The organism is Blautia acetica, from assembly GCF_038739805.1.
GTDB lineage: Bacteria > Bacillota > Clostridia > Lachnospirales > Lachnospiraceae > Blautia.
On record NZ_JBBEWO010000014.1, the window covers coordinates 1 to 24,354 of the forward strand.

The window sequence follows — 24,354 nt, forward strand, 5'->3', positions numbered from 1 at the left end:
GTTTTTTCAGCTATTCAGCTGAGCCGTTCTTTTTTTTCGACAGCCATACTAGATTATCACATCTGCATCGCTTTGTCAAGAACTTTTTAAAACTTTTTTATCGACCGAAGTCGTCTTTCAAAGTTTCTTTGTCGCTCACAGCAACTTTTATAGATTATCATATCTTCAATCGCTTGTCAACAACTTTCCAAAACTTTTTTTGTGACAGCAGAGCTGCCAGCGGAGAAAGAGGGATTTGAACCCTCGCACGGCGCGAACCGTCTACACCCTTAGCAGGGGCGCCTCTTCAGCCACTTGAGTATTTCTCCAACGCCTGAATAAGTAATTTATTCAATTTGCCTGCTCTATGTGAGCAAAATTGATTATACCTTACCAGACGCTTATCTGTCAATCACTTTTTTACTTTTTTTTTACTTTTTTATTTCTTTTTCTTTTTTTAATATCACTGTACCGAATTTATGCAGGGTTCCTCTATATTTTTCGCCCCAGGACGTGTACATTTCTGTTGAAAGTGGGAGTTCTATATCCTTGTCTGAAAAATTCTGTATGAAAATATAAACAGCTTTTTCATTCTCTCTGCTGCTGATTTCAATTTCCACAGGAATATCTTCCATAAAGAGAGGAATGTTACATTCCTTTACAATCTTTCTGTACAAGTCGTCATAAAACTGCTGTTCCATATCGGCACAAATATAGTATGCGTTGCCTTTTCCATAGTGATTTTCTGTCAATACAGGCATTCCCTTATAAAAATCTTCTCCATATACAAAATGTGCTTTTGCTCCCTGAAGCTTTACCAATTCACAGAGGTGTGTGCATTGGTATTCCTGCTGCATATTTACAGCCTCTGCAGGCTGTTTTCCCGGATTGCAGAACACGGCTCGGTTGGATTCCCAGTCATAGAGCCCGTCAATTTCCATGCTGCGCACTCCCATAACATCCATTAACCCATGCGGGGTTCCTTCCAGAAAACATAAGTCCGTGGAATCCACAATGCCGGACCAGTATGTCATAATAAACCGGCCTCCATTTTCTGTAAACCTGCGGACTTTCTCCTCAAATCCTGCGCGGAACATATAAAGCATAGGTGCAGCTACAATTTCATAACCCTCTAGTTCCTGCTCCATATCTATTACATCTACATCCAGTCCCAGTTTGCGGAACGCACTATACGATTTTTCTACCGTTTCTTTATAATACAATCCCTGATTTCGCGGTCCCTGGGCATTTTCCATGGCCCAGCGGCTCTCCCAGTCATATACAACAGCCACTTTTGCATAGGTATTACAGCCTGCAATTTCCTTTATCTTTGCCAGACTGTCTCCTACTTCTGTCACTTCTCTAAATACACGGGTATCCTCTCCCCCATAATGGTCAATGACTGCTCCGTGAAACTTTTCGCTGGAACCTCTGCTCTGGCGAAGCTGGAAATACAATACGCCATCCGAGCCATGTGCCACAGCCTGCATAGATGCCGCATGAAGCATACCCGGTTTTTTCAGCTTACTAACCGGCTGCCAGTTGGTTGCAGAGGGACAACTTTCCATAAGTAGAAAAGGTTTCTTCTGAATACTCCTCATAATATCATGCTGCATACCACTGTCCATAGCAGTAAGATATTCTGCTTTTTTATGCCACTGGGGATAATTGTCCCAGGAAATAAAGTCCACAGTATCTTTAAATTTATGGTAATTCAGCCCCTGGTAATCATACATCATATTTACTGTGGTTGGCTTATTGGAACCTGCGTCCCGGATAGCCTGAATTTCATGTTCTGTGAAATCAACGGTTCTGTCCGTGACAAAACGCTTCCAATCCAGATTTAGTCCGTGCAGGGCAGATTCTCCCCTGTCAGACGGACTTTCTATCTGTGAAAAATCCTGATATATATGACTCCAGAAAGTAGTTGCCCAAGCTTTGTTTAAGTTTTCAACCGTTTTATATTTTTCCTTCAGCCACTTGCGAAACTCTTCCTGACACAGAGGGCAGTGACATTCTCCTCCGTACTCATTGGAAATATGCCAGGCTATGACTCCCGGATGATTTCCAAACTGTTGTGCCAGCTTTGTATTGATGATTCTGACCTTTTCCCTGTATACGGGGGAGGTATAGCAGTGATTATGCCTTCCCCCGAACAGATTTCTGTGACGGTCTGCCTCTACCCGCAGCACTTCCGGATATTTATCTGCCATCCACTTTGGCCGGGCGCCGGAAGGTGTGGCCAAAATCACAGAAATATCATTTTCATATAACCGATTAATAATTTCCTGCATCCATGCAAAATGAAACTCCCCCTCATGAGGTTCCAAAACGGCCCAGGAAAAAATGCCCAGTGATACTTCGTTAATTCCTGCTTTTTTAAAATATGCAATATCTTTTTCCAGTATTTCCGGGAAATCCAGCCATTGTTCCGGATTATAATCACCCCCGTGAATCATTTTTCCGAACTGAACGTCTTTTTTCATAAATACTCCTATCAGATTCCCTTGAATCCAAACTTAAATTCCATCTTTTCGCTGACATTCAGCAGATATTCTTCATGTGTCTTAGCGCCCCAGCTGTCATCTCCGCCTACGCCCATCTGCTGTTTGGATACTCTTACCACCGTATAATGTACCTGCGGCAATTCAAAATCATGTCTGGCATTTTCCATTTCATGCGGTGTGTACGGAAGCGCAGAGAAATTCATACTGTCACCGGTGAAGAGCATGCCCCTTCCCTTCTTATCTGTTACAGAAGCCCAGCGAACCCCTGTTTTATTGCCGCATTCCTGTGGATTTAAGTATAAAGCCATATTATCCTGCACCTTATTTTCATAAATGCCCAGTTTTGCGCCTCTTCTTCTGTCCTCATAAGTCTCTTTCGGTCCCATACCGTACCAGGAAACATGGTCGTAATCCGCGTCAAGCTTAAATATTACGCCAAATTCCGGCATATCACCCAGTTCTTTGACCGGGTCATAGGTTAATGCAGTTTCAATATAGCCATCTGCATATACCTTATAGGAAAGCTGACATTCCGCTTCCGGTGTAGTTGGCATGAAATAGGTATAAGTTATCTGTGCATAATCTTCTTTTACTTCAATTTCCGGCATTTTACTATCCGGGTAACGTCCCTCTGAAGGTCTCTTGTGAGACAAATACAGGCTGGCCAGTTTCCACTGTCCATAGCGGGCAGGCATTAAACTTCCTTCGTCATTATCCGTTGGGGTTCTCCAGAAATTAGGCTTTGGAATCATTTTAATCATTTCCACGCCTCCATAACGGTAAGAAACCAGACCTCCGTTTAAGTAGGAAAACATCACTTCAAAGTTTTCTCCCCTGACACCGAAATTGTGAATGCTGCGGATAATGTTCATCTCGCCTCTGTGGGATTCCGCTTCTCCCTCTACTTTATAAACCGCTTCACCGAAAGCCACTTCATGTCCCCTCTTGGCCCAGAGTGTATCTTCTTTCAGAGTAAAGGAAACTGTGACCGTATACTCTCCCGGCAAGGTCTGTACCGGTACCGGAAGGACATAGATATCCTCACTTAAAGGCTCTGTATGGGTTTCCATAGGCACTTCCAAAATTTGCTTTCCATCTTTTTTGAGCATAACGGTACATTGGAAAGTATCTGTGTTTACAAACAGATTTTTATTGATAACCTTAACAGACTCCTTGTCTACCTGTGCAGTGATATTCTGATAGTTGAATTTGACCTCCTGCATTTTCGGGGAAGGATTTCTGTCCTTGCCATAAACAATACCATTTCCGCTGAAATTATAATCGCATGGATGCTCATCAAAATCTCCGCCATAGGCCTGGTATTCCCTGCCATAGCGGTCTTTCTTGTCAATAGACTGGTCAATATAATCCCAGATAAAACCGCCCTGATACAAAGGTTCCGTATCTGTCAAATCTGTATATTTGTGCATGGCCCCACAGGAATTTCCCATAGCGTGTGTATATTCGCAACAGATAAACGGCTTGCTTCTGTCTTTTTCCAGAAAAGCTTTGATGTCTTCCACTGTGGTGTACATCTGGCTTTCCATATCGCTGGTATCATTGTAACGCCTGTCATGCATAACCCCTTCATAGTGCACCAGACGAGTGGGGTCTTCCTTTCTGTAGAACTGGGACATCTCATAAATATCTTTTCCACCAAAGGATTCGTTTCCACAAGACCAGATGAGGATACTTGGATGGTTTTTATCTCTCTGGTACATAGAATTTACGCGGTCCAGCATCATAGAAAGCCATTCCGGTCTGTCACAGGGCACTACGCCGTCATATTCCCCGCTTCCCTCCTGAACAGTATCCCAGGAACCATGGCTTTCCAGATTGTTTTCTGCAATCATATAAAGTCCGTATTCATCACACAAATCATAAACCATAGTATCATTTGGATAATGACTGGTTCTGATGGCGTTAATGTTATTTTGTTTCATGGTGACAATATCTTTTACAACATCTTCCCTTGCAGCATGACGTCCTGTAAGAGAACTGAATTCGTGGCGGTTTACACCCTTAAAGACTATTCTCTTTCCGTTAAGCATCATAAGATTGTCTTTCATCTCAAAATGCCGGAATCCCACTTTCTGAGGAATCATCTCTTCCAACTCTCCATCTGTATTCCAAACCTCCAGAAGCAAATCATAAAGTACCGGTGTCTCCGCACTCCAGAGTTCTGGTTTTTCCACATTCATATGAAGAATTGTTTCCTGCTGCATTTCTTCTTCCAAAGTCTGCACAGCTTTCCCGTCCTTTGACAGAGTCAGGCGCACACGTCCTTCTTTAGATGCTTTGATTTTCACTTCCAAATCTGCCGCTGTATAAGTATCATTTAAGAATGTTCTGACTCTTAAATCTTCTACATGTACTTCCGGCACTGTGAATAAATACACATCTCTGTAAATACCGGAAAAACGGAAAAAGTCCTGGTCCTCGCACCAGCTGCTGCTGGTCCACTTAAATACCTGAGCTGCCAGCTTATTTCTGCCTTCTTTCATAAACGGTGTCAGATCAAATTCTGACGGTGTAAAACTGTCCTCACTGTATCCTACAAAAGAACCGTTCAGCCAAAGAGCCAGTCCGCTCTCCGCTCCCTGGAAAGAGATAAAGATTTTTTTGCCCTTCATGCTTTCCGGTACTTCAAAATATTTTACATAGCTGGCCACCGGATTAAAATGGGTGGGAATTTCTCCCGGCTTAATCTCTTCTCTTCCTTCCCATGGATACTGCACATTGGCATACTGAGGCACATCATAACCTTCCATCTGAATATGCGCAGGAACACGGATATCGTCCCAGGACAGACAGCAGTATTCTTCTTTTTCAAATCCCTGCACCGTGCTTTCATAATTCTTTGCATAGTGGAACTTCCATAACCCGTTCAGGCTATACTTAAAGCTTTCCTCCTGCTGCATCATAGCCTCGGCTGAGGAATAATATCTGTGGCTGGAATGTGCCGGCATACAGTTGTCTTTAAAATATTCCGGATTTTTCACCATGGAATAATCGAATCTGTTCATCTCATTTCCTCCTTGAATCGTGCGTAATTATAACTTTATTGTACCATTGATAAGGCTTTTGTTGTATGATATGTTTAGCTAAATAATATAACATTTTGAAACAGGAGATTCTTATGCCTATTTATTTCAGAAACACCCCTGTAAAACAGCCTTTCCTGTTTGATTCCATAGGATATGACTGGTATCAGGAGCCTATGAACCGTCCCAAGGGATATCCTCATTTTCATTACCTGCAAACCGAGCAGGGTATGGGACAAATACATATTCAGGGAAAACATTACACGCTGAATCCGGGAGAGGGGCTGTTTATCGCCCCTTTTGTGGGACATTCTTATCAGAGCATTTCAAAGGAAGAATGGCACACCTGCTTTTTTACTCTAACCGGAACTCTGGAAAGCAGTATCGGCAGGCTTTTGGACAACCAGCAGATTATTTGTGTCGAAAAAGAACTGGGAACTCTTCTGCGAAAGGAAATTGTCCGCATAGCGGGAAAATTTGAAACTCTTCCTGTAGATGCAAAATCCCTTTCTGTAGACTGTTACAGCCTTTTGATGCATTTCGTAGATGGCGGATACACCAAAGACTTGGAAAAAGAGGTTCTTTACAAACGTTATGTGGAGCCTGTGTTAAAGAGAATTGAAACAGATTATGCCTCAGAACTGACCATACAGGAATTAAGTCAACAGGTATATGTCACACCACAGTATCTCTCCCGTCTGTTTCGCCGCTTTCTGGACTGCTCTGCCTATGAATATCTGACAGCCTGCCGCATTAATAAAGCTAAGGAACTGCTGTTGACAGACAACAGCCTGGAGATACAGGAAATTGCCATTCGTACAGGATTTTCCGATGCCAGTCATTTCATTGCCATGTTTAAAAAGGCAGCAGGATTTACGCCCCGTGAATTCCGAAAAATTAACGGCTAAAAACAGGAAAGCGAAACCACAGTGTACAATCTGCGGTTCCGCCTTCCTGTTTTCTTTATTTTCCTTCATTCTCCTGAATGACTTTTTCAATGCGCCGTTTTACTTCTGCGGCAATCTCCACGGTCTTCATATCCTTGTACTCTTCATACAGCATAGGTTGCAGAATATGAACCTGTACCTTGATTTTCTCTATGGATTTCGTGTCAAAAGACTTGTAAGAGTCAATCAGAGCCACCGGAACAATGGGACATCTGGCTTTCGTAGCGCTTTTAAAGCTTCCCCCTTTAAATTCATGTACATGGTTGGGGTCCTTGGTCCTGGTTCCTTCCGGAAATATCAGGTAGTTCCTTCCCGATATAACTTCCTTTGTCACCTGCTGAATGACCTTCATGGACTGCCTTACATCTTCCCGGTCAATGGCATAGGCTTTCATACAGGCAAATACCTGCTTTAAGAACGGAATGTTCTGCACTTCTTTCTTCATGACCACAGAAAAGGGTCTGGGGCAGGCCTGCATAATGGCAAGCACATCAAACAGTCCCTGGTGATTCGGGAAAAGCATAAAGCCGTCCTCTTTCGGAATATTGTCCTGTCCATGAATGTCAATGACAATCCGTCCGCCCTTAATGGCGCGCCGGTCAATAAAACGAAGCATTTTATAACGCTCTTCCTCTGTATACTTCTCTACATGCCTTGCATAGTAACACAATTTAAACCACATAAAGGGCACCAGCAAAATGTTGTATGCCACCATAAGTAATATTCGTTTCACTGTCTTTCTCCCCTATCTGGACAATTCTTTAAACTTATTCTGCAGACTGTTCTCGTACTTTGGATTTTTTCTGATAAACGCCTCATATTCCTTTTCGTATTTCTTGTAGTCCTCTGTTTTCACAAATTCCTGATAATTTTCCCTGGATGCCTGGCTCATCTCGTCCGTCACATCTTTTGCCGGGACTGCATAATACTTCTTGTCCTTCTCCTTCACATAATAAAAGGACAGCGCCGGGACTTCCTGGATTTCTTTTTTTATCTCCACCTCATAATTGTACCAGACGTAAACCAGCTTTTTCTTATCTGCTGTTCCAAGAGTATCTGCTTTTTCAAATTTTACTTTATCTGCCTCATGGGCTTCAAAATACTTCATGTTGTAGTTCATCTCTTTTTGCACGGCGTCATCTGTCTTCTTATCCAAATCCAGACCAAAGCACTTTTTTACCGCCTCCCCATCTTGATTCTGATAAGCGCTGATGAGAGATTTCACTACCGCTTCCGGTGTTTTATGGCTGACCTTTGTACCGCAGCCTGCGAACAGAATTGCAGTACAAAAAACTGTCCCCAATACCAACCCTCTTATTTTTCTCATCTGTATACTCTCCTAACTTCTCCAATATCTGAAACTTCCTATTCCTGCACCGGTGTCTCCCCTTCTGTTTCCTCTGCAGGTGTTTCTTCCTCTTTCTCTCTGACCTTAGCAATACTTGCAACCGTAATATCATCTTTTAAATCCATCAGTTTCACACCGGAGGTAATTCTTCCCAGAATAGAAATTCCGTCACATTCCAGACGAATGATAATTCCCTCTGTAGTAATCATCATGATTTCATTGCCGCTGTTTACCGCTTTTACTCCGATGACATTTCCGGTCTTCTCCGTAATCTTATAGCACTTCACACCTTTACCGCCGCGGTTCTGACGGGTAAATTCCCCTATGGATGTTCTCTTTCCAAGTCCTTTTTCCGATACAATCAGCAGATAGTCTCCCTGACAGGTAAGCTGCATACCGATAACCTCATCATCCTCAATGAGATTAATACCTCTTACACCCATGGAAACTCTTCCTGTGCTTCGGACATCATTTTCATGAAAGCAGATACACTGGCCGAACTTGGTTACCAGGATAATATCCTTTTTGTTGTCTGTAAACTTCACTTCAATCAGTTCATCATCTTCCCGAAGAGAAATAGCTGCCAGTCCTGTTTTTCTCACGTTGGCATAGTCTTCAATCGGAGTCTTCTTCACCAGACCGTTTCGAGTCGCCATAAAGAGATAGCTTCCCGCCTTAAATTCCCGGATAGGAATAACTGCGCTAATCTTTTCATCCGGCTGTAACTGCAGCAGGTTGATAATTGCCGTTCCCCTTGCCGTACGGCTGGCTTCAGGAATCTCATAAGCCTTGATACGGTACACTCTTCCCGCATTTGTAAAGAACATGAGGAAGTGATGAGTGGTAGTCATCAGCAGTTCTTCAATATAATCGTCATCAATGGTGGACATTCCCTTAATTCCCTTGCCGCCTCTGTTCTGGCTGCGGAAATTGTCTACCGTCATTCTCTTAATATAGCCCAGTTTTGTCATGGCAATGACTGTATTTTCTCTTGGAATCAAATCCTCCATGGAAATATCAAATTCATCATATCCGATAGAAGTTCTTCTGTCATCGCCGTATTTGTCTGCAATGGTCAGAATTTCTTCCCGGATAACTCTCAGCAGCAGGTTTCTGTCTGCCAGAATTGCCTTTAATTCCTTGATTTTCATCTGCAGTTCGTTAAATTCCTTTTCCAGACGCTCACGCTCCATGCCGGTCAGCTGGTACAGACGCATGTTGACAATTTCCTGTGCCTGCACGTCGGAAAATTCAAAGGTTTCCATCAGAGTTTCCTTTGCTTCCACTCTTGTCTTAGATGCACGGATAATGCGGATAACCTCGTCAATTACATCCAGAGCCTTTAAAAGACCGGATACAATGTGGGCTCTTGCCTCTGCCTTATTCAAATCATACTGCGTTCTTCTGGTGACAACCTCTTCCTGATGTGCCAGGTAGTGTTTCAGCATTTCCAGAAGACTCATAACTTTAGGCGTATTGCCTACCAGCGCCAGCATAATTACGCCAAAGGTATCCTGCATCTGTGTGTGCTTGTAAAGCTGATTCAAAATGACATTGGCATTGGCATCTCTTCGCAGGGTAATACAGATACGCATACCTTCCCTGTTGGAATGGTCATTGATATCCGTAATACCGTCAATTTTCTTATCTCTTACCAGTTCTGCAATTTTTTCAATAAGTCTGGCTTTATTTACCATATACGGCAGTTCTGTGACAATAATCTGGCTCTTGCCGTTTGGCATGGTTTCAATATCCGTTACCGCACGGACTCTGATTTTTCCTCTTCCTGTCCGATAAGCTTCTTCTATGCCTCTTGTTCCCAGAATGGTTGCACCGGTAGGAAAATCCGGTCCCTTGACAATGGACAGAATTTCCTCTATCTCCGTCTCTCTGCCCTCTTCAATCTGGTTGTCAATGATTTTCACCACGGCCTGAATCACTTCCCGCAGGTTGTGAGGGGGAATGTTCGCCGCCATACCGACTGCAATACCGGAAGTTCCGTTTACCAGAAGGTTCGGGTATCTGGAAGGCAGCACCGTAGGTTCTTTCTCTGTTCCGTCAAAGTTCGGCACAAAGTCAATGGTATTCTTGTTAATGTCTGCCAGCATTTCCATGGAAATCTTGCTCAGACGTGCCTCTGTATAACGCATAGCCGCCGCACCGTCTCCGTCCACAGAGCCGAAGTTTCCATGACCGTCTACCAGCGGATAACGGGTAGACCAGTCCTGTGCCATATTTACCAATGCGCCGTAGATAGAACTGTCTCCATGAGGGTGATATTTACCCATGGTATCGCCGACAATACGGGCGCATTTTCTGTGTGGTTTATCCGGTCCGTTGTTCAATTCTATCATGGAATAGAGAATTCTTCTCTGTACCGGCTTCAGACCGTCTCGAACGTCAGGAAGGGCGCGGGAGGCAATAACGCTCATGGCGTACTCAATGTAGGATTCCTCCATTTTCTTCTGTAAATCTACTTCCTGAACCTTGTCAAAAATATTTTCTTCCATTTAGCTTCTCCTTATTGTTCCGGGTTATCAGATATCAAGATTCTTGGCATATTTCGCATTTTCTTCGATAAATTCGCGTCTCGGCTCTACCTTGTCTCCCATCAGGGTGGTAAAGGTCAAATCCAGCTCAGAGGTGGAATCTTCATCCATGACAACACGCATAAGAATACGTCTTTCCGGGTCCATCGTAGTTTCCCAGAGCTGGTCTGCGTCCATCTCTCCAAGTCCTTTGTATCTCTGAATACTGCAGCCCTCCAGACCGATTTCAGACAGAATATCTGCCTGCTCTTTCTCGGTATAGGCATAGTAAGTCTTACGATTCTTTTCCAGCTTGAAAAGAGGCGGTTTCGCCAGGTACACATAGCCCTGCTTAATCAGTTCCGGCATAAAACGGTACAAAAACGTCAGCAGCAAGGTTGCAATATGAGCGCCGTCCACATCCGCATCCGTCATAATGATAATCTTGTGATAACGAAGCTTGGAAATATCGAAATCCTCATGAATACCCGTTCCAAAAGCGGTAATCATGGCCTTAATCTCCGCATTGGCATAAATCTTATCCAGGCGGGCTTTTTCCACATTCAGAATCTTACCTCTAAGAGGCAGAATAGCCTGTGTGGCACGGCTTCTGGCAGTCTTTGCAGAACCGCCTGCGGAATCACCCTCTACAATATAGATTTCGCATTTGCTCGGGTCTTTGTCCACGCAGTCTGCCAGTTTTCCGGGCAGAGACATACCCTCCAGCGCGGATTTTCTTCTGGTCAGTTCTCTGGCCTTTCTAGCCGCATCTCTGGCTCTCTGGGATAAAATAGATTTCTCCACAATGATTTTTGCCACGGACGGATTCTGTTCCAGATAAATTTCCAGCTGGCTGCTCACCACATTGTCCACTGCACCTCTGGCTTCGCTGTTGCCCAGTTTCTGCTTAGTCTGTCCTTCAAACTGCGGGTCTTCGATTTTTACACTGATAACGGCAGTAATTCCCTCCCGAATATCCTCCCCGGTGAGATTCTGCTCGCTCTCTTTTAACAGTTTGTTTTTTCTTGCATAATCATTAAAGGTCTTTGTAATGGCATTACGGAATCCCATAATATGAGTTCCGCCTTCCGGCGTGGTAATGTTGTTTACAAATCCGTAAGTGTTTTCCGTATAGGCATCGTTGTGCTGCATAGCCACTTCTACCATGACGCCGTCCTTGTTGCCCTCAAAATACAGAATATCCTCATACAAAGGGGTTGCACTTCGGTTCAGATACTGTATAAACTCTTTGATACCGCCTTCATAGTGAAAAACCGCCTGGATTTCTTCTTCCTCCCGCTTGTCTCTGGCAATGATTTTCAATCCCTTTGTCAGAAACGCAAGTTCACGGAAACGGTGCTTCAAAATATTAAAGTCAAATACTGTTTCCTCAAAAATTTCCGGGTCCGGATGGAAGGTAACCATAGTTCCGGTTTTCTCCTTTTCACACTCTCCTACCACCTTCAGGCTGTACATGGTTTTGCCCCGCTCATACCGCTGTCTGTAAACCTTTCCCTCATTGTAAATGGTAACCTCCAGCCAGGTAGACAGCGCATTTACAACAGACGCACCTACCCCGTGAAGACCGCCGGATACCTTATATCCCCCGCCGCCGAATTTTCCTCCTGCGTGAAGAATGGTGAATACAACTTCAACAGCCGGAATTCCTGCTTTATGGTTGATGCCTACCGGAATTCCCCTGCCGTTATCAATAACGGTAATGGAGTTATCTTCATTGACAGACACATCGATAGTATCACAATACCCTGCTAAAGCCTCGTCTACTGCATTATCTACAATTTCATAAACCAGATGGTGAAGTCCTCTTGAAGATGTGCTGCCGATATACATACCTGGTCTTTTTCTTACGGCTTCCAGACCTTCCAGAATCTGAATCTGGTCCGCGCCGTATTCTGTCTTAATTTCTGTACTCATGCATTTCCTCCTGTTTTCCGGTATTCACCGGTGATTTGGCGGTTTACGGACAATAAACATTTCCCTCAACCACTTTAAATATCTTATTTATGTGAAATCTTCTGTCAATAAAATCGTCCAGTCCCGTACAGGTTATCATCGTTTGCACCTGGCTGATACTGTTCAGAAGATAGTTCTGCCTGTTAGAATCCAACTCGGACAATACATCATCCAAAAGAAGAATTGGCATATCCTTGATTTTTCTTTTCACCATATAGATTTCAGAAAGCTTCAGAGAAAGCGCGGCTGTCCGCTGCTGCCCCTGAGAACCGTATTTGCGGATGTCCATACCGTTTATCTTTACACACAGGTCGTCTCTGTGGGGACCTGTAGAAGTCATCTTAAAACGGCAGTCTTTTTCCCGATTTCCGGAAAGCTCTGAAAGAAAATGTTCACTGTCTGTACTTGGCTCATAAATCAGTTCAATTTTTTCCTTTCCGCCGGTAATCTTGCTATGTATTTCCTCAATAATGCCGTTCATCTCATCTAAAAAGGCTTTCCGCCCCTCAATCACTGCGCTGCCGTAGCTTGCCATCTGCTCGTCCCAGACCTCCAAAGTTGACATAAGAGACGGCTGAAAAGAAATATCCTTCAACAGCTTATTTCTCTGATTCAAAATCCGATTATAGCTGGAAAGGTTGGACAGATACAGTTTATTAAGTTGACATAATTCCAAATCCATGAACCTCCGGCGTTCACCGGGACCGTTTTTAATAATATTTAAGTCCTCCGGTGAGAAAAACACCAGATTCAGAATCCCAAAAAGCTCCCCGGCCTTTTTAATGGGAATCCCGTCAATGGCAATTCCCTTGGCCTTTGTCTTTTTCAGATGCATGTCAATTCTCCGGGAAATCCCGTTTTTGTTCACATACATACGGATATGGGATTCATCCGAGTCAAACTTTATCATCTCTCTGTCCTTGCTGCCTCTGTGAGATTTTGTGGTTCCGCACAGATAGACAGCTTCCAGAATATTGGTCTTTCCCTGGGCATTGTCCCCATAGAAAATATTGGTTCCTTTATCAAAATTCAGCGACAGCGTTTCATAATTTCTGTAATTCTTCAGCTCTATTGATTCGATATACATAGGCCACCCTTACTGCTTCCAACTATTTTATAATTTTTACTTCCTGCCCCTGGTAAGAAAGCACGTCTCCATCGTAAAGTTTGCGTCCTCTTCTGGTATCCACTTCGCCATTTACCAGAACTTCTCCGTCCTGAATGACATATTTTGCTTCCACCCCGTCCTGCACCAGGTTTGCGGCTTTCAAAGCCTGACCTAATTTAATAAATTCATCGCGTAATTTAATAGTTTCCATGTGTACTCCTTTTATCTGCTCACGGCATTGAAGTTAACCGGAAGAATCAGGTAAATATACTGCTGATTATCGTCCCGGATAAAGCACGGAGCCTTGGCATTCATCAGATAAATGCTGACCTCCTCATCATCAATGACCTTCAGTGCGTCAATCAAAAACTTAGGGTTAAAGCCAATCATAATGTCTTTTCCCTCTTTTTCAATGTCAATGTCCTCTTTCATGGAACCAACCTGAGAATCAATCTGCAGTTCCATCTGTCCATCCTGAATGTTAATGATAATCGGTTTTTTATCCCCTTCTTTTACAAACAGAGTGGCACGGTCAATACAATCTAAAAATTCTTTTTTGTTAATTTTTACTTTTGTTTCATAATCACTGGAAAGCATCTGGTCTACCTTGAAATACTCCCCTTCAATCAGGCGGGATACCACCTTTGTGTCATCAAACTCAAAGAGAATGTGGTTGGCAGACAGATAAATATCTACCATATCTTCCAGTTCTCCGGATAAAATCTTGCTGATTTCGTTCAGTGTTTTTCCCGGAACTACCACCTTACGGTTTTCACATTCGTCCTGCAAGCCGATTTTCCGGATAGAAATGCGGTGTCCGTCCAGAGAAATTACCCGCAGCATATTGTTTTCAATCTGGAAAAGCTCTCCGGTCATCAGCTTATTGTTCTCATTTACTGCAATAGAAAAGATAGTCTGACGGATAATTTCTTTTAAAGTAAACTGTGAAACCCGTATACAGTCATTCTTTTCAATTAAAGGTAAATAAGAAAAATCTTCTCCTGATTTTCCGGGAATATTGAATTTTGCTTTTTCACAGGTAATGGTAGCATTTAATTTTTCATCTGTTTCAATGGTAACATCATTATCCGGAAGCTTGCGGACAATTTCGGAAAAGATTTTTGCATCCAGTGCAAGGATACCTTTTTCCAAAACCATACCCTGAACACGGGTTTCGATGGCAAGTTCCATATCATTAGCCGTCAGTTTGATGTCATTGGTTGCTGCATCAATAAGAATACATTCCAGAATGGGCATAGTTGTTTTTCCTGGTACGGCTTTCATGACAATGCTGACACTTTTTTGAAGTTCAGATTTTGGGCAAATTATTTTCATGTGTGAATAACTTCCTTTCTGTGTGAGGTGGTTAAATATAAAAATAAATGAATAACAAATCCGTAGTAATCGCCGTAGGGGCTGTGAATATGTGAATAAGTCCCGAAACCCGTGAAAATACGGGCTTTATGGGTATGGATAACTTTGTGGGTCCATGTTGAAGTTCCAGTGTAACGGCTGTTGATAAAAATGTGGGTAAAAAACCGTAAATTTTTTCAACAGAGTTGTCCACATATAATTCACACGATATTCACTTTACGTTGTGGATAAAGTTCAGGTTATTTTGAGGGGTTTATTTTCTTCTGTAAAATATCAATAATTTCTTTGGTGGATTCGGAGGTTTCCAGTTCCGCCTCGATTTTATTAATACCATTCATAATTGTGGTATGGTCCCTTCCTCCCAGGACTTTACCGATATTTTTCAGTGTGACTTCTGTCATATGACGGCATAAGTACATCACAATCTGCCGTGGAAATACGACTTTGGAATTTCGTTTGTTGCCGGTCAGGTCAGCAGGAGATAAGTCAAAGTGTTCTGCCACAATATCAATGATAAGTTCAGGGGTAACGATGCGCTTCTGATTAGGAGAAATAATATCTTTTAATACTTTTTCAGCTAAAGGCAGATTGATTTCGCTTTTTTCCAGATTGGCGTAGGCCATAATTTTGTTTAAAGCGCCCTCAAGCTCACGGATATTGGATTTTATATTTTTGGCAATGTATTCGATGACCGCATCGTCTATCTGATAACCGTCCAGTTCTTCCTTTTTCCTTAAAATCGCCATTCTGGTTTCATAGTCAGGAGAGGAAATATCTACAATTAAGCCCCATTCAAACCGGGAACGGAGACGATCTTCCAGGATTTCCATATCTTTTGGCGGCTTATCTGAGGATATGATAATCTGCTTTTTCGCACTGTGCAGCGCATTGAACGTGTGGAAAAATTCTTCCTGTGTAGATTCCTTTCCTATAATAAACTGAATATCGTCAATGAGAAGAACATCGATGTTCCGATATTTTTCCCGGAACTTGGACATAGTGGAATTATTACCATTACGAATAGATTCAATCAGTTCGTTGGTAAAATATTCACTGGTGACGTAAAGTACTTTGGCGTCGGAATTCTGCTGCAAAACATAGTGGGCAATGGAGTGCATTAAGTGGGTTTTTCCAAGACCAACCCCTCCGTAGATAAACAGCGGATTGTAGGATTCCCCCGGAGATTCCGCTACGGCCACGGACGCGGCATGTGCCATCTTGTTGTTGTTTCCTACCACAAAGGTGTCGAAGGTATAGCGGGGATTTAAGTTGGCTTTTGCAATATTTTCGTTGTGGTCAATGGGATTTGCCACGGCTTTTTCCTTGATTTCTTCCTCAATTTCATCTGGCAGAATAAAAGAAATTTCAAAATTTTCCCCAGTAGCTTCTGCAATCGCTACTTTTAAAGGCAGGAGATACTTCTTATTAATATAATCCAAAGCAATATTTTGGTTATTAATGTTGATAGTGACCACATTTCCCTCTACTTTATAAACCTTTAAGGGCTTCAGCCAGGTGGAAAAGGAAATATCGGACACATCATGTTCGACCTTAATCATATTTAGAATCTCTGACCATTTTTCCTGAATTATGTGCATTTTCAATTCTCCTAAATCGTATTATATGCCGGTTTTCAAACACAAAAATATATGATTGACTGATTACTTCATTCAATCATAGGCAAAAAAAAGTATTATTATCTATATAATATAATAAAAAACCGTTTTTATCAATGAAAAGTTGAAGAGAAATAGAAGAATTACGGCATTGGAGACGATGTGGGTATGTGGATAAGTGTATGGATACTATTAATATAGGAAGAAATATTCTGGTGAGTGTGAAAAAATTGACAAAATGTGGGCATGTTTGTATGTGGATAGAAATGTGTGGATAATGAGGATTGTCTAAAAATAAAAGATTGTGGAAAACCTGCAATGTGAAAAATGTGTATAAGGTAAAAAACAGAATCCACATGTCGAAAACCGTTGAAAAATAAGGCTTTTTAAGATTTTGGAAAAGGAGTATGTGAATATATGGTGAGAGTTATCCACAAGTTATCCACATTTTGTGGATAAACTTACGTAAACTTAAAAAATGTGAATAAGTCGGTGTATAAAAATATGGATAAAATTAGTTAAAAGAAAAAATTCGTAAAAGTCTGTGGAAAAGAAGTGGAGAGATGTGGACAACTGAAAAAAGAGAGAAATACACAGAAAAAATGCCAGAAAAACCGCAGAAATAGAAAGAAAGGCTTGACGAACACCGACTTTATGAATATAATTGAAATGATGTTTTATCATGCATAACTAGAGGTGACATCTGAATTAAACAATATCGGAAAGATGTCCATTAATATAAGGGAGGTGCCTTGAATATGAAAATGACATTTCAGCCAAAGAAAAGACAGCGTTCCAAAGTTCACGGATTCAGAGCTAGAATGAGCAGTGCTGGCGGAAGAAAAGTTTTAGCTGCTAGAAGAGCAAAAGGAAGAAAAAAATTATCAGCATAAGACCGCAGACATGTGGTCTTTTCTTCTCTTTGCGGTAAAGGATAGGGTATGAAATATTCGGAATCATTAAAAAAGAACAGAGATTTTCAGCTGGTTTATAAAAGAGGAACATCATTTGCGAATCGTTATCTGGTTATGTACATTAAGGAAAATCAGCTGAATCGTAACAGACTTGGTATATCTGTAAGCAAGAAAGTGGGAAATAGTGTAGTAAGACATCATTTGACACGATTAATCAGAGAGAGTTACCGTCTGAATGAGGAAAAATTTTGCTGCGGATATGATATAGTAGTTATTGTCAGAGTAAGTGGAAAAGAGCAGGGGTTCCATTCTTTACAGAGTGCCTTGCTGCATTTGGGAAAACTCCACAAAATAATGAGAAGTGAAGAGAATGAAAAAAATATTAATCATCTTGATTAAAGGATATCAGAAATATTTGTCGCCGCTTAAAAGCACACGCTGCCCTTATATTCCCACCTGTTCGCAATATGGGTTGGAGGCTGTTGAAAAATACGGAGCGCTCAAAGGGGGGCTTCTGGCAGCATGGAGAATTTTAAGATGTAATCCCTTTTCAAAGGGAGGGTATGACCCGGTGCCGTAGTGCACCGAAAGAAAATAGAAGGGTGACAAAAACAGAAGGAGGAAACTGTTTTGGGTGTGTTACTGACTAAGAGTACCATGCCGATTGTAAACTGGGTAGCAGAAGTGCTGGGCTGGCTTATGAACGGCATTTATAGTATCGGAGTGCATAATTTAGGTCTGTGTATTATTATCTTTACACTGATTATCTATGCTTTTATGACTCCGCTTCAGATAAAACAGCAGAAATTTGCAAAAATGAATGCGGTTATGTCCCCTGAATTGCAGAAAATTCAGAAAAAATACAGAGGAAAAAAAGATCAGGCTTCTCAGATGAAGATGCAGGAAGAGACTATGGCCATTTACGAAAAATATGGCGTATCTCCAACAGGAAGCTGTCTGCAGATGTTAATCCAGATGCCGATTTTCTTTGCTTTGTATCAGGTTATTATTAAGATTCCGGGATATATCGGCGGAATTAGACATGTCTTTGATGCAGCTGTTGCAAATATTACAGAGGTAAAGGGATATTCTCAGATTATCCTGGACTTTGTACAGGAACACGGCATTAAAAATGCCTACCTGCCATTAGAAGGAACGTTAACGAACAATCAGGTCGTAGACTTTTTATATGCACTGTCTCCCTCTCAGTGGGACCAGCTTGCAGATGTAAATAAATTCCAGGGCTTTGCTGATGTGTTGAATCAGGCAGCAGATAAACTGCATCCCATGCAGAATTTCCTGGGTCTGAACATTGCGGACAACCCATGGGCGCTGATTCAGTCCGGATGGAATTCTCATAGCTATGTGTTGATTTTTGCAGCAGTGCTGATTCCGGTGTTGGCATGGGCGACCCAGGTTCTGAACATGAAGTTAATGCCGTCTGCAGCAAGCACCAGTGACAACGGAGCTGTGTCTTCCATGGAAGCCACTATGAAGAGCATGAACATGATTATGCCTTTATTTACAGCATTTATCTGTTTCACATTCCCGGTTGGTATTGGTATTTACTGGATTATAGGTGCGGTTATCCGAAGCGTGCAGCAGGTTGTAATTAACAGACATTTGAATAACATGGATATGGACGAATTTATCCGTAAAAACAAAGAAAAAATGGATAAAAAGCGTGCCAAGAGAGGGGTTACTACCCAGAACATCAGTCAGCAGGCCAAGATGAGTGTTCGTAATATTGAAGAGCCAAAAAGAAAGACCATTACAGAAAAGAGCAATTCTGTGAAAAATACATCAGGCTACAGCACCTCTGTACCGAAGACAAAGCCGGGCAGTCTGGCATCCAAGGCGAACATGGTGGCACAGTTTGATGAGGCGCACAAAGGAAAAAAGAAATAAGGTAAGGGGGAAAGAAGATGGAATTCAAAGAGTTTTCCGCAAAAACTGTAGACGAAGCGATTACAAAGGCAAGTCTTGAATTTGAAACATCGAGTGAAAATCTGGAGATTCAGGTAATTTCTGAGGGTAAGACAGGATTTTTAGGCTTTGGTACAAAGCCGGCGATTATTAAAGTGAAAAGAAAAGAAATCCCGGTAAAAACCACAGAAGAAAAGAAGGAAACAAAAAGAGAAGTAAAAAACACTCCTGTAAAAGAAGAGAAAAAACAGACTGTTGTGAAGGAAGAGGCGCCTGCTAAAGAGCCGGAACGTGTACGGGAAGAGAGAAAAGCAGTGGTAAGAAGCGAAGAAGAAATCGCGGAAATCAAGGCTGAAGCTGAGAAATTCCTTACAGGAGTATTTAAAGCCATGGAACTTCCGGTAGAAATTAAGATGCAGTACAAAGAAGCGGAAGGCAATCTGGATATTGAATTTGTTGGAGAGGATATGGGAATCCTCATCGGTAAGAGAGGACAGACTCTGGATTCACTCCAGTACCTTACAAGTCTGGTAGTCAACAAAGGCAGACAGGGATATATCCGTGTGAAGCTGGATACAGAAGACTACAGAAACAGAAGAAAAGAAACGCTGGAAAATCTTGCCAGAAGCATTGCCTACAAGGTAAGAAAGACCAGAAAGACTGTATCTTTAGAGCCTATGAATCCATATGAGAGAAGAATTATTCACTCTGCACTGCAGGGTAACCGTTATGTGGAAACTTACAGTGAAGGAAATGAACCTTACCGTCATGTGGTAGTAAAGTTAAAAAACAGATAACAACATACAGTAAAACATCATTATTCTAGGTGAAAGCGTGAATAAGAAGGGTTATCCCTGCGCTTTTGCCTGGAATATTTTTTTAGGAGGGATTTTATGACAGATACCATAGCAGCAGTTGCTACGGCCATGACTGCGTCAGGAATCGGAATTATCCGTATGAGCGGGCCGGACAGCCGGAAGATTGCCGGTAAGGTATACCGCTCGAAAGGTGGAAAGAAAAGGATAGAAGAGGTGTCTTCTCACACCATAAATTATGGTTTTATCTGTGACGGGGAGGAAACCATAGATGAAGTTCTGGTCATGGTTATGGACGGTCCCAGAAGTTATACAGGAGAGGATACCGTGGAGATTGATTGCCATGGCGGTGTGCTGGCCATGAAAAGAGTGCTGGAAACCGTGGTGAAGTACGGGGCCAGACCGGCGGAGCCGGGAGAGTTTACCAAAAGGGCCTTTTTAAACGGCAGAATGGATTTGTCCCAGGCGGAAGCCGTCATTGACGTCATCAATGCCAAAAACGAGTATGCGCTGAAAAGTTCCCTGGGGCAGTTAAAGGGAAACATTCAGAAGGCCATTCAGGAAATCCGAGAGAGGATTATTTATCAGATTGCCTATATTGAATCTGCCCTGGATGACCCGGAACACATCAGTATAGACGGGTACGGAGAGACGTTGGGAAAAGAAGTAGAACTTCTCAAGGAAAGACTGCAGCAGCTTCTGCAGACGGTACGGGAAGGGAAACTGATGAAAGAGGGAATTAAGACCGTAATTCTGGGGAAACCCAATGCGGGAAAATCTTCTCTTTTAAATATATTGGTGGGGGAAGAAAGGGCCATTGTCACGGATATCGCAGGCACAACCAGAGATATTCTGGAAGAAAGCATTGTGCTGCACGGCATTTCCCTTCGCATGATTGACACAGCGGGAATCCGCAGCACAGAAGATGTGGTGGAAAAAATCGGTGTGAAAAAGGCCATTGAATATGCAAAAGACGCGGATTTGATTCTGTATGTGGTGGATTCTTCTGTGCCGTTAGATGAAAATGACAGGGAAATTCTCGAGCTTCTGCAGGACAAACGCGCCATTGTTATTTTGAATAAAGCAGACCTTGAGCCGGTGGTCACAGAGGACATATTGAGAAAGAAAACAAAGCATGCAGTAGTGTCCATTTCAGCAAAAGAAGAAGAGGGAATTGACCTTCTGGAACAACAGATGAAAGACATGTTTTTCGATGGGGAACTGTCCTTTAATGATGAGATTTATATTACCAATGTGCGTCACAAAGCGGCTCTGGAAGAGGCAAAAAGAAGCCTGGAACTTGTGGAAAACAGTATTCAGATGCAGATGCCAGAGGACTTTTTCTCCATTGATTTGATGAATGCGTATGAGGCGCTGGGCAGTATTATCGGAGAATCTGTGGGCGAGGATTTGGTGAATGAAATTTTCTCCAAATTCTGTACAGGCAAGTAAAACAAAGGAAAAATATAGAAAGGATAGGGACAGGAATGAGTGTATTAGAAGAAAATTATGACGTTGCCATTGTAGGGGCCGGACATGCCGGCTGTGAGGCGGCTCTGGCCTGTGCAAGGCTGGGACTGGAGACGATTATGTTTACGGTCAGTGTGGAAAGCATTGCGCTGATGCCCTGTAACCCCAATATCGGAGGAACATCCAAGGGACATCTGGTGCGGGAAATTGACGCGCTGGGAGGAGAGATGGGCAGGAATATTGACAAAACATTTATTCAGTCCAAGATGCTGAATGTGTCCAAAGGGCCTGCGGTACATTCTCTTCGGGCTCAGGCGGACAAGCAGGAATACACCAGAGAAATGCGGAAAACTTTGGAAAACACAGAACATCTCACCATTCGTCAGGCAGAGGTAACGGAGATTTTGGCACAGGATGGCAAAGTACAGGGAGTGAAGACCTATTCCGGCGCCCGGTATCATACAAAGGCTGTGGTGCTCTGTACAGGAACCTATTTAAAGGCCAGATGTATTTACGGTGATGTGAGTAATTATACAGGGCCAAACGGATTGCAGGCGGCCAATTATCTCACAGATTCCCTGAAAAAACTGGGTGTGGAAATGTTCCGTTTCAAGACAGGAACACCGGCTCGAATTGACAGAAGAAGTGTGGATTTTTCCAAAATGGAAGAGCAGTTTGGAGATGAGAAAGTAGTTCCGTTTTCTTTTTCAACCAACCCGGAAGACGTACAGATTGAGCAGGAATCCTGCTGGCTGACCTATACCAATGAAAAAACCCACGAAATTATCCGGAAAAATCTGGACCGTTCCCCTTTGTATTCAGGTATGATAGAGGGTACCGGTCCCAGATACTGCCCGTCTATTGAGGATAAGGTTGTAAAATTCGCGGATAAAAACCGTCATCAGGTGTTTATTGAGCCGGAGGGACGTTACACCAATGAAATGTATGTAGGAGGTATGTCCAGTTCTTTGCCGGAAGATGTACAGTATGAGATGTATCATTCCGTGCCGGGGCTTGAGCATGCGAAAATCGTGCGGAATGCCTATGCTATAGAGTATGACTGCATCAATGCCAGACAGCTGTATCCCACACTGGAATTTAAGAACATCAAGGGCCTGTTTTCCGGCGGTCAGTTTAACGGAAGTTCCGGATATGAAGAAGCAGCGGCTCAGGGTCTTGTAGCCGGTATAAACGCGGCTATGGAGGTATTGGGAAAAGAGCAGATGATACTGGATCGTTCCGAGTCTTATATTGGTGTGCTCATTGATGATTTAGTGACAAAGGAAAACCATGAACCTTACCGTATGATGACCAGCCGGGCTGAGTACCGCCTGCTGCTGCGTCAGGATAATGCGGATTTGCGTCTGCGGGAAAAGGGATATCAGGTGGGACTGGTCAGTCAGGAACAGTATGATTATATTCAGTGGAAGAAAGAAAAAATTGCAGAAGAAGCAGAGCGCATGGAGCATGTGCATGTAGGAGCAGTAAAAGAGGTGCAGGAACTTTTGGAAAAATACGGAAGCACACCGCTGAAAAACGGGATTTCCCTGGCAGATTTAATCCGAAGACCGGAATTGACTTATGACATTGTGGCGCCATTTGATAAAAAAAGACCGGAATTGCCGGATGATGTAAGAGAACAGGTCAACATCAACATTAAGTATGACGGCTATATTAAGCGGCAGTTAAAGCAGGTAGAGGGATTTAAGAAGCTGGAAACAAAGAAACTTCCGGAAGATATGGATTATGATGCTATCAGTGGCCTGCGTATTGAGGCCAAACAGAAATTAAAAGAATACCGTCCGGTTTCCGTGGGACAGGCTTCCCGTATTGCAGGAGTGTCTCCGGCAGATATTTCCGTGCTGCTGGTTTATATGGAAACTTACAGACGAAACAGATAAGGAGACCTATCATGAATTATGATTTAACCCTTCTGAAACAGGCATGTGAAGAATACAAAATTAGCCTGACAAGTGAGCAGGAACAGCAGTTTATACAGTATTACGAGCTTCTGACAGAGTGGAATAAAGTAATGAATCTCACGGGAATTACGGAGTTTGAGGAGGTTTTGGTAAAGCATTTTGCGGATAGTCTGTCCATTGCAAAGGGACTGGATATGGAGAAAATTCACACCTGCATTGATGTGGGGACAGGAGCCGGATTTCCTGGAATCCCTCTGAAAATTGCATTTCCGCATTTAAAGGTGACGCTGCTGGATTCCTTGAATAAACGCCTGAATTTCTTAAATGAAGTTATCAGCCGGCTGGGACTTGAAGAAATCGAAACCGTTCACGGGAGAGCAGAGGACGGAGCACGCAGGGCAGAACACAGAGAACAATATGATTTGAGCGTGTCCAGAGCCGTATCCCGTCTGGCGTCCTTATGCGAGTATTGTATGCCTTATGTGAAGGTAGGAGGAGTATTTGTATCCTACAAAGCAGAAAAGGCGTCAGAAGAGCTTACAGAGGCCAAAAAAGCCATATCCGTACTGGGCGGAAAACTGGAAAAGGAAGTGGCCTTTCAGCTTTGCCGGACCGATATGGAAAGAGATTTGATTGTTATTAAAAAGGTGAAGAATACCCCGAAAAAATATCCGAGAAAAGCAGGAACACCTACAAAAGAACCTATCGTATGACAAAAAGTGAGCATGCTCAATTTTTACGGTTAAGCATGCTCACTTTTATACGAAAAATCATTTCTGATTTCACAGAAAAAACACATTCTCGTCTAATTTTTATCACAAATTCCCCATAGAATAAAAAAGTCAAAGTAGCTTTATTGCGCTTGTACATAAATCAAAGGAG

The 24,354-nt window shown here is 42.6% G+C and carries 20 protein-coding genes and 1 tRNA gene; 10 read left to right on the plus strand and 11 right to left on the minus strand.

Annotation, left to right across the window (positions count from 1 at the left end):
- Nucleotides 1–239: hypothetical protein (locus WBS51_RS10130; RefSeq protein WP_342694078.1), on the plus strand; the 239-nt coding region annotated here is incomplete at its 5' end.
- Here the strand turns inward: WBS51_RS10130 and WBS51_RS10135 are convergent.
- The 3 genes from WBS51_RS10135 to lacZ form a co-directional block, all read right to left on the minus strand.
- Nucleotides 221–308, minus strand: a tRNA-Ser gene (locus WBS51_RS10135). The two genes, WBS51_RS10130 and WBS51_RS10135, sit on opposite strands and share 19 nt — an antisense overlap.
- A 102-nt stretch (nucleotides 309–410) precedes the next feature.
- Nucleotides 411–2,465: a beta-galactosidase gene (locus tag WBS51_RS10140; protein WP_173749810.1), complete on the minus strand. Its 2,055-nt coding sequence runs from the start codon at nucleotides 2,463–2,465 to the stop codon at nucleotides 411–413.
- Between the two features lie 11 nt (nucleotides 2,466–2,476).
- Nucleotides 2,477–5,512 (minus strand): beta-galactosidase, LacZ type, encoded by a 3,036-nt coding sequence (gene lacZ / locus WBS51_RS10145; protein ID WP_173749811.1) that lies wholly within the window; start codon nucleotides 5,510–5,512, stop codon nucleotides 2,477–2,479.
- A 113-nt stretch (nucleotides 5,513–5,625) separates the two neighbouring features.
- On the opposite strand from lacZ, the gene WBS51_RS10150 reads away from it, so the two are divergent.
- A complete protein-coding gene (locus WBS51_RS10150) occupies nucleotides 5,626–6,438 on the plus strand; it encodes an AraC family transcriptional regulator (RefSeq protein WP_173749812.1) in 813 nt (270 codons plus the stop codon).
- Between the two features lie 55 nt (nucleotides 6,439–6,493).
- Here the strand turns inward: WBS51_RS10150 and WBS51_RS10155 are convergent, their stop codons facing one another.
- From WBS51_RS10155 to dnaA, 8 genes are all read right to left on the minus strand, one after another.
- The gene (locus WBS51_RS10155; RefSeq protein ID WP_173749813.1) at nucleotides 6,494–7,210 is read right to left on the minus strand and encodes a lysophospholipid acyltransferase family protein; all 717 of its coding nucleotides are present in this window, start codon (nucleotides 7,208–7,210) and stop codon (nucleotides 6,494–6,496) included.
- 12 nt (nucleotides 7,211–7,222) lie between these two features.
- Nucleotides 7,223–7,804 carry a hypothetical protein gene (locus WBS51_RS10160; protein WP_173749814.1) on the minus strand — a complete coding sequence of 194 codons (582 nt, stop codon included), beginning with the start codon at nucleotides 7,802–7,804 and terminating at the stop codon, nucleotides 7,223–7,225.
- 38 nt (nucleotides 7,805–7,842) lie between these two features.
- Nucleotides 7,843–10,335, minus strand: coding sequence for a DNA gyrase subunit A (gene gyrA / locus WBS51_RS10165; RefSeq protein WP_291683451.1), 2,493 nt, complete (start codon nucleotides 10,333–10,335; stop codon nucleotides 7,843–7,845).
- Between the two features lie 27 nt (nucleotides 10,336–10,362).
- Nucleotides 10,363–12,288 (minus strand): DNA topoisomerase (ATP-hydrolyzing) subunit B, encoded by a 1,926-nt coding sequence (gene gyrB / locus WBS51_RS10170; protein WP_291683450.1) that lies wholly within the window; start codon nucleotides 12,286–12,288, stop codon nucleotides 10,363–10,365.
- A 43-nt stretch (nucleotides 12,289–12,331) separates the two neighbouring features.
- On the minus strand, nucleotides 12,332–13,414 hold the full coding sequence (gene recF, locus WBS51_RS10175; protein WP_173749817.1) for a DNA replication/repair protein RecF: 1,083 nt from the start codon (nucleotides 13,412–13,414) through the stop codon (nucleotides 12,332–12,334).
- A gap of 22 nt (nucleotides 13,415–13,436) precedes the next feature.
- The gene (locus WBS51_RS10180; protein WP_173749818.1) at nucleotides 13,437–13,646 is read right to left on the minus strand and encodes an RNA-binding S4 domain-containing protein; all 210 of its coding nucleotides are present in this window, start codon (nucleotides 13,644–13,646) and stop codon (nucleotides 13,437–13,439) included.
- Between the two features lie 11 nt (nucleotides 13,647–13,657).
- Nucleotides 13,658–14,770 (minus strand): DNA polymerase III subunit beta, encoded by a 1,113-nt coding sequence (dnaN, locus tag WBS51_RS10185; RefSeq protein WP_173749819.1) that lies wholly within the window; start codon nucleotides 14,768–14,770, stop codon nucleotides 13,658–13,660.
- Nucleotides 14,771–15,048: 278 nt separating this feature from the next.
- Entirely contained in the window at nucleotides 15,049–16,407 is a 1,359-nt protein-coding gene (gene dnaA, locus WBS51_RS10190; RefSeq protein ID WP_173749820.1) for a chromosomal replication initiator protein DnaA, read from the minus strand.
- 776 nt (nucleotides 16,408–17,183) lie between these two features.
- On the opposite strand from dnaA, the gene rpmH reads away from it, so the two are divergent.
- The 8 genes from rpmH to rsmG all read left to right on the plus strand — a co-directional run bounded on the left by rpmH (nucleotide 17,184) and on the right by rsmG (nucleotide 24,185).
- Nucleotides 17,184–17,318, plus strand: coding sequence for a 50S ribosomal protein L34 (gene rpmH / locus WBS51_RS10195; RefSeq protein ID WP_003021823.1), 135 nt, complete (start codon nucleotides 17,184–17,186; stop codon nucleotides 17,316–17,318).
- A 48-nt stretch (nucleotides 17,319–17,366) separates the two neighbouring features.
- A complete protein-coding gene (gene rnpA / locus WBS51_RS10200) occupies nucleotides 17,367–17,738 on the plus strand; it encodes a ribonuclease P protein component (RefSeq protein ID WP_173749821.1) in 372 nt (123 codons plus the stop codon).
- Entirely contained in the window at nucleotides 17,710–17,919 is a 210-nt protein-coding gene (gene yidD, locus WBS51_RS10205; protein ID WP_173749822.1) for a membrane protein insertion efficiency factor YidD, read from the plus strand. The genes rnpA and yidD overlap by 29 nt, the downstream gene beginning before the upstream one ends.
- Before the next feature lie 56 nt (nucleotides 17,920–17,975).
- A complete protein-coding gene (locus WBS51_RS10210) occupies nucleotides 17,976–19,247 on the plus strand; it encodes a YidC/Oxa1 family membrane protein insertase (RefSeq protein WP_342694081.1) in 1,272 nt (423 codons plus the stop codon).
- Between the two features lie 17 nt (nucleotides 19,248–19,264).
- Nucleotides 19,265–20,062 (plus strand): RNA-binding cell elongation regulator Jag/EloR, encoded by a 798-nt coding sequence (jag, locus tag WBS51_RS10215; protein WP_291683449.1) that lies wholly within the window; start codon nucleotides 19,265–19,267, stop codon nucleotides 20,060–20,062.
- 96 nt (nucleotides 20,063–20,158) lie between these two features.
- Nucleotides 20,159–21,532: a tRNA uridine-5-carboxymethylaminomethyl(34) synthesis GTPase MnmE gene (gene mnmE / locus WBS51_RS10220; protein ID WP_291683448.1), complete on the plus strand. Its 1,374-nt coding sequence runs from the start codon at nucleotides 20,159–20,161 to the stop codon at nucleotides 21,530–21,532.
- Nucleotides 21,533–21,567: 35 nt separating this feature from the next.
- On the plus strand, nucleotides 21,568–23,451 hold the full coding sequence (gene mnmG, locus WBS51_RS10225; RefSeq protein ID WP_173749825.1) for a tRNA uridine-5-carboxymethylaminomethyl(34) synthesis enzyme MnmG: 1,884 nt from the start codon (nucleotides 21,568–21,570) through the stop codon (nucleotides 23,449–23,451).
- Nucleotides 23,452–23,462: 11 nt separating this feature from the next.
- The gene (rsmG, locus tag WBS51_RS10230; RefSeq protein WP_291683447.1) at nucleotides 23,463–24,185 is read left to right on the plus strand and encodes a 16S rRNA (guanine(527)-N(7))-methyltransferase RsmG; all 723 of its coding nucleotides are present in this window, start codon (nucleotides 23,463–23,465) and stop codon (nucleotides 24,183–24,185) included.
- Nucleotides 24,186–24,354: the final 169 nt, after the last annotated feature.

What these genes read in the sequence shown, in the direction of transcription:
- gyrA (WP_291683451.1), bottom strand. Translation starts at nt 10,335, where the DNA reads ATGGAAGAAAATATTTTTGACAAGGTTCAGGAAGTAGATTTACAGAAG.
- mnmG (WP_173749825.1), top strand. Translation starts at nt 21,568, where the DNA reads ATGAGTGTATTAGAAGAAAATTATGACGTTGCCATTGTAGGGGCCGGA.
- WBS51_RS10180 (WP_173749818.1), bottom strand. Translation starts at nt 13,646, where the DNA reads ATGGAAACTATTAAATTACGCGATGAATTTATTAAATTAGGTCAGGCT.
- recF (WP_173749817.1), bottom strand. Translation starts at nt 13,414, where the DNA reads ATGTATATCGAATCAATAGAGCTGAAGAATTACAGAAATTATGAAACG.
- WBS51_RS10160 (WP_173749814.1), bottom strand. Translation starts at nt 7,804, where the DNA reads ATGAGAAAAATAAGAGGGTTGGTATTGGGGACAGTTTTTTGTACTGCA.
- rsmG (WP_291683447.1), top strand. Translation starts at nt 23,463, where the DNA reads ATGAATTATGATTTAACCCTTCTGAAACAGGCATGTGAAGAATACAAA.
- jag (WP_291683449.1), top strand. Translation starts at nt 19,265, where the DNA reads ATGGAATTCAAAGAGTTTTCCGCAAAAACTGTAGACGAAGCGATTACA.
- dnaN (WP_173749819.1), bottom strand. Translation starts at nt 14,770, where the DNA reads ATGAAAATAATTTGCCCAAAATCTGAACTTCAAAAAAGTGTCAGCATT.
- rnpA (WP_173749821.1), top strand. Translation starts at nt 17,367, where the DNA reads ATGAAATATTCGGAATCATTAAAAAAGAACAGAGATTTTCAGCTGGTT.
- WBS51_RS10140 (WP_173749810.1), bottom strand. Translation starts at nt 2,465, where the DNA reads ATGAAAAAAGACGTTCAGTTCGGAAAAATGATTCACGGGGGTGATTAT.
- mnmE (WP_291683448.1), top strand. Translation starts at nt 20,159, where the DNA reads ATGACAGATACCATAGCAGCAGTTGCTACGGCCATGACTGCGTCAGGA.
- dnaA (WP_173749820.1), bottom strand. Translation starts at nt 16,407, where the DNA reads ATGCACATAATTCAGGAAAAATGGTCAGAGATTCTAAATATGATTAAG.
- WBS51_RS10150 (WP_173749812.1), top strand. Translation starts at nt 5,626, where the DNA reads ATGCCTATTTATTTCAGAAACACCCCTGTAAAACAGCCTTTCCTGTTT.
- yidD (WP_173749822.1), top strand. Translation starts at nt 17,710, where the DNA reads ATGAAAAAAATATTAATCATCTTGATTAAAGGATATCAGAAATATTTG.
- lacZ (WP_173749811.1), bottom strand. Translation starts at nt 5,512, where the DNA reads ATGAACAGATTCGATTATTCCATGGTGAAAAATCCGGAATATTTTAAA.
- rpmH (WP_003021823.1), top strand. Translation starts at nt 17,184, where the DNA reads ATGAAAATGACATTTCAGCCAAAGAAAAGACAGCGTTCCAAAGTTCAC.
- gyrB (WP_291683450.1), bottom strand. Translation starts at nt 12,288, where the DNA reads ATGAGTACAGAAATTAAGACAGAATACGGCGCGGACCAGATTCAGATT.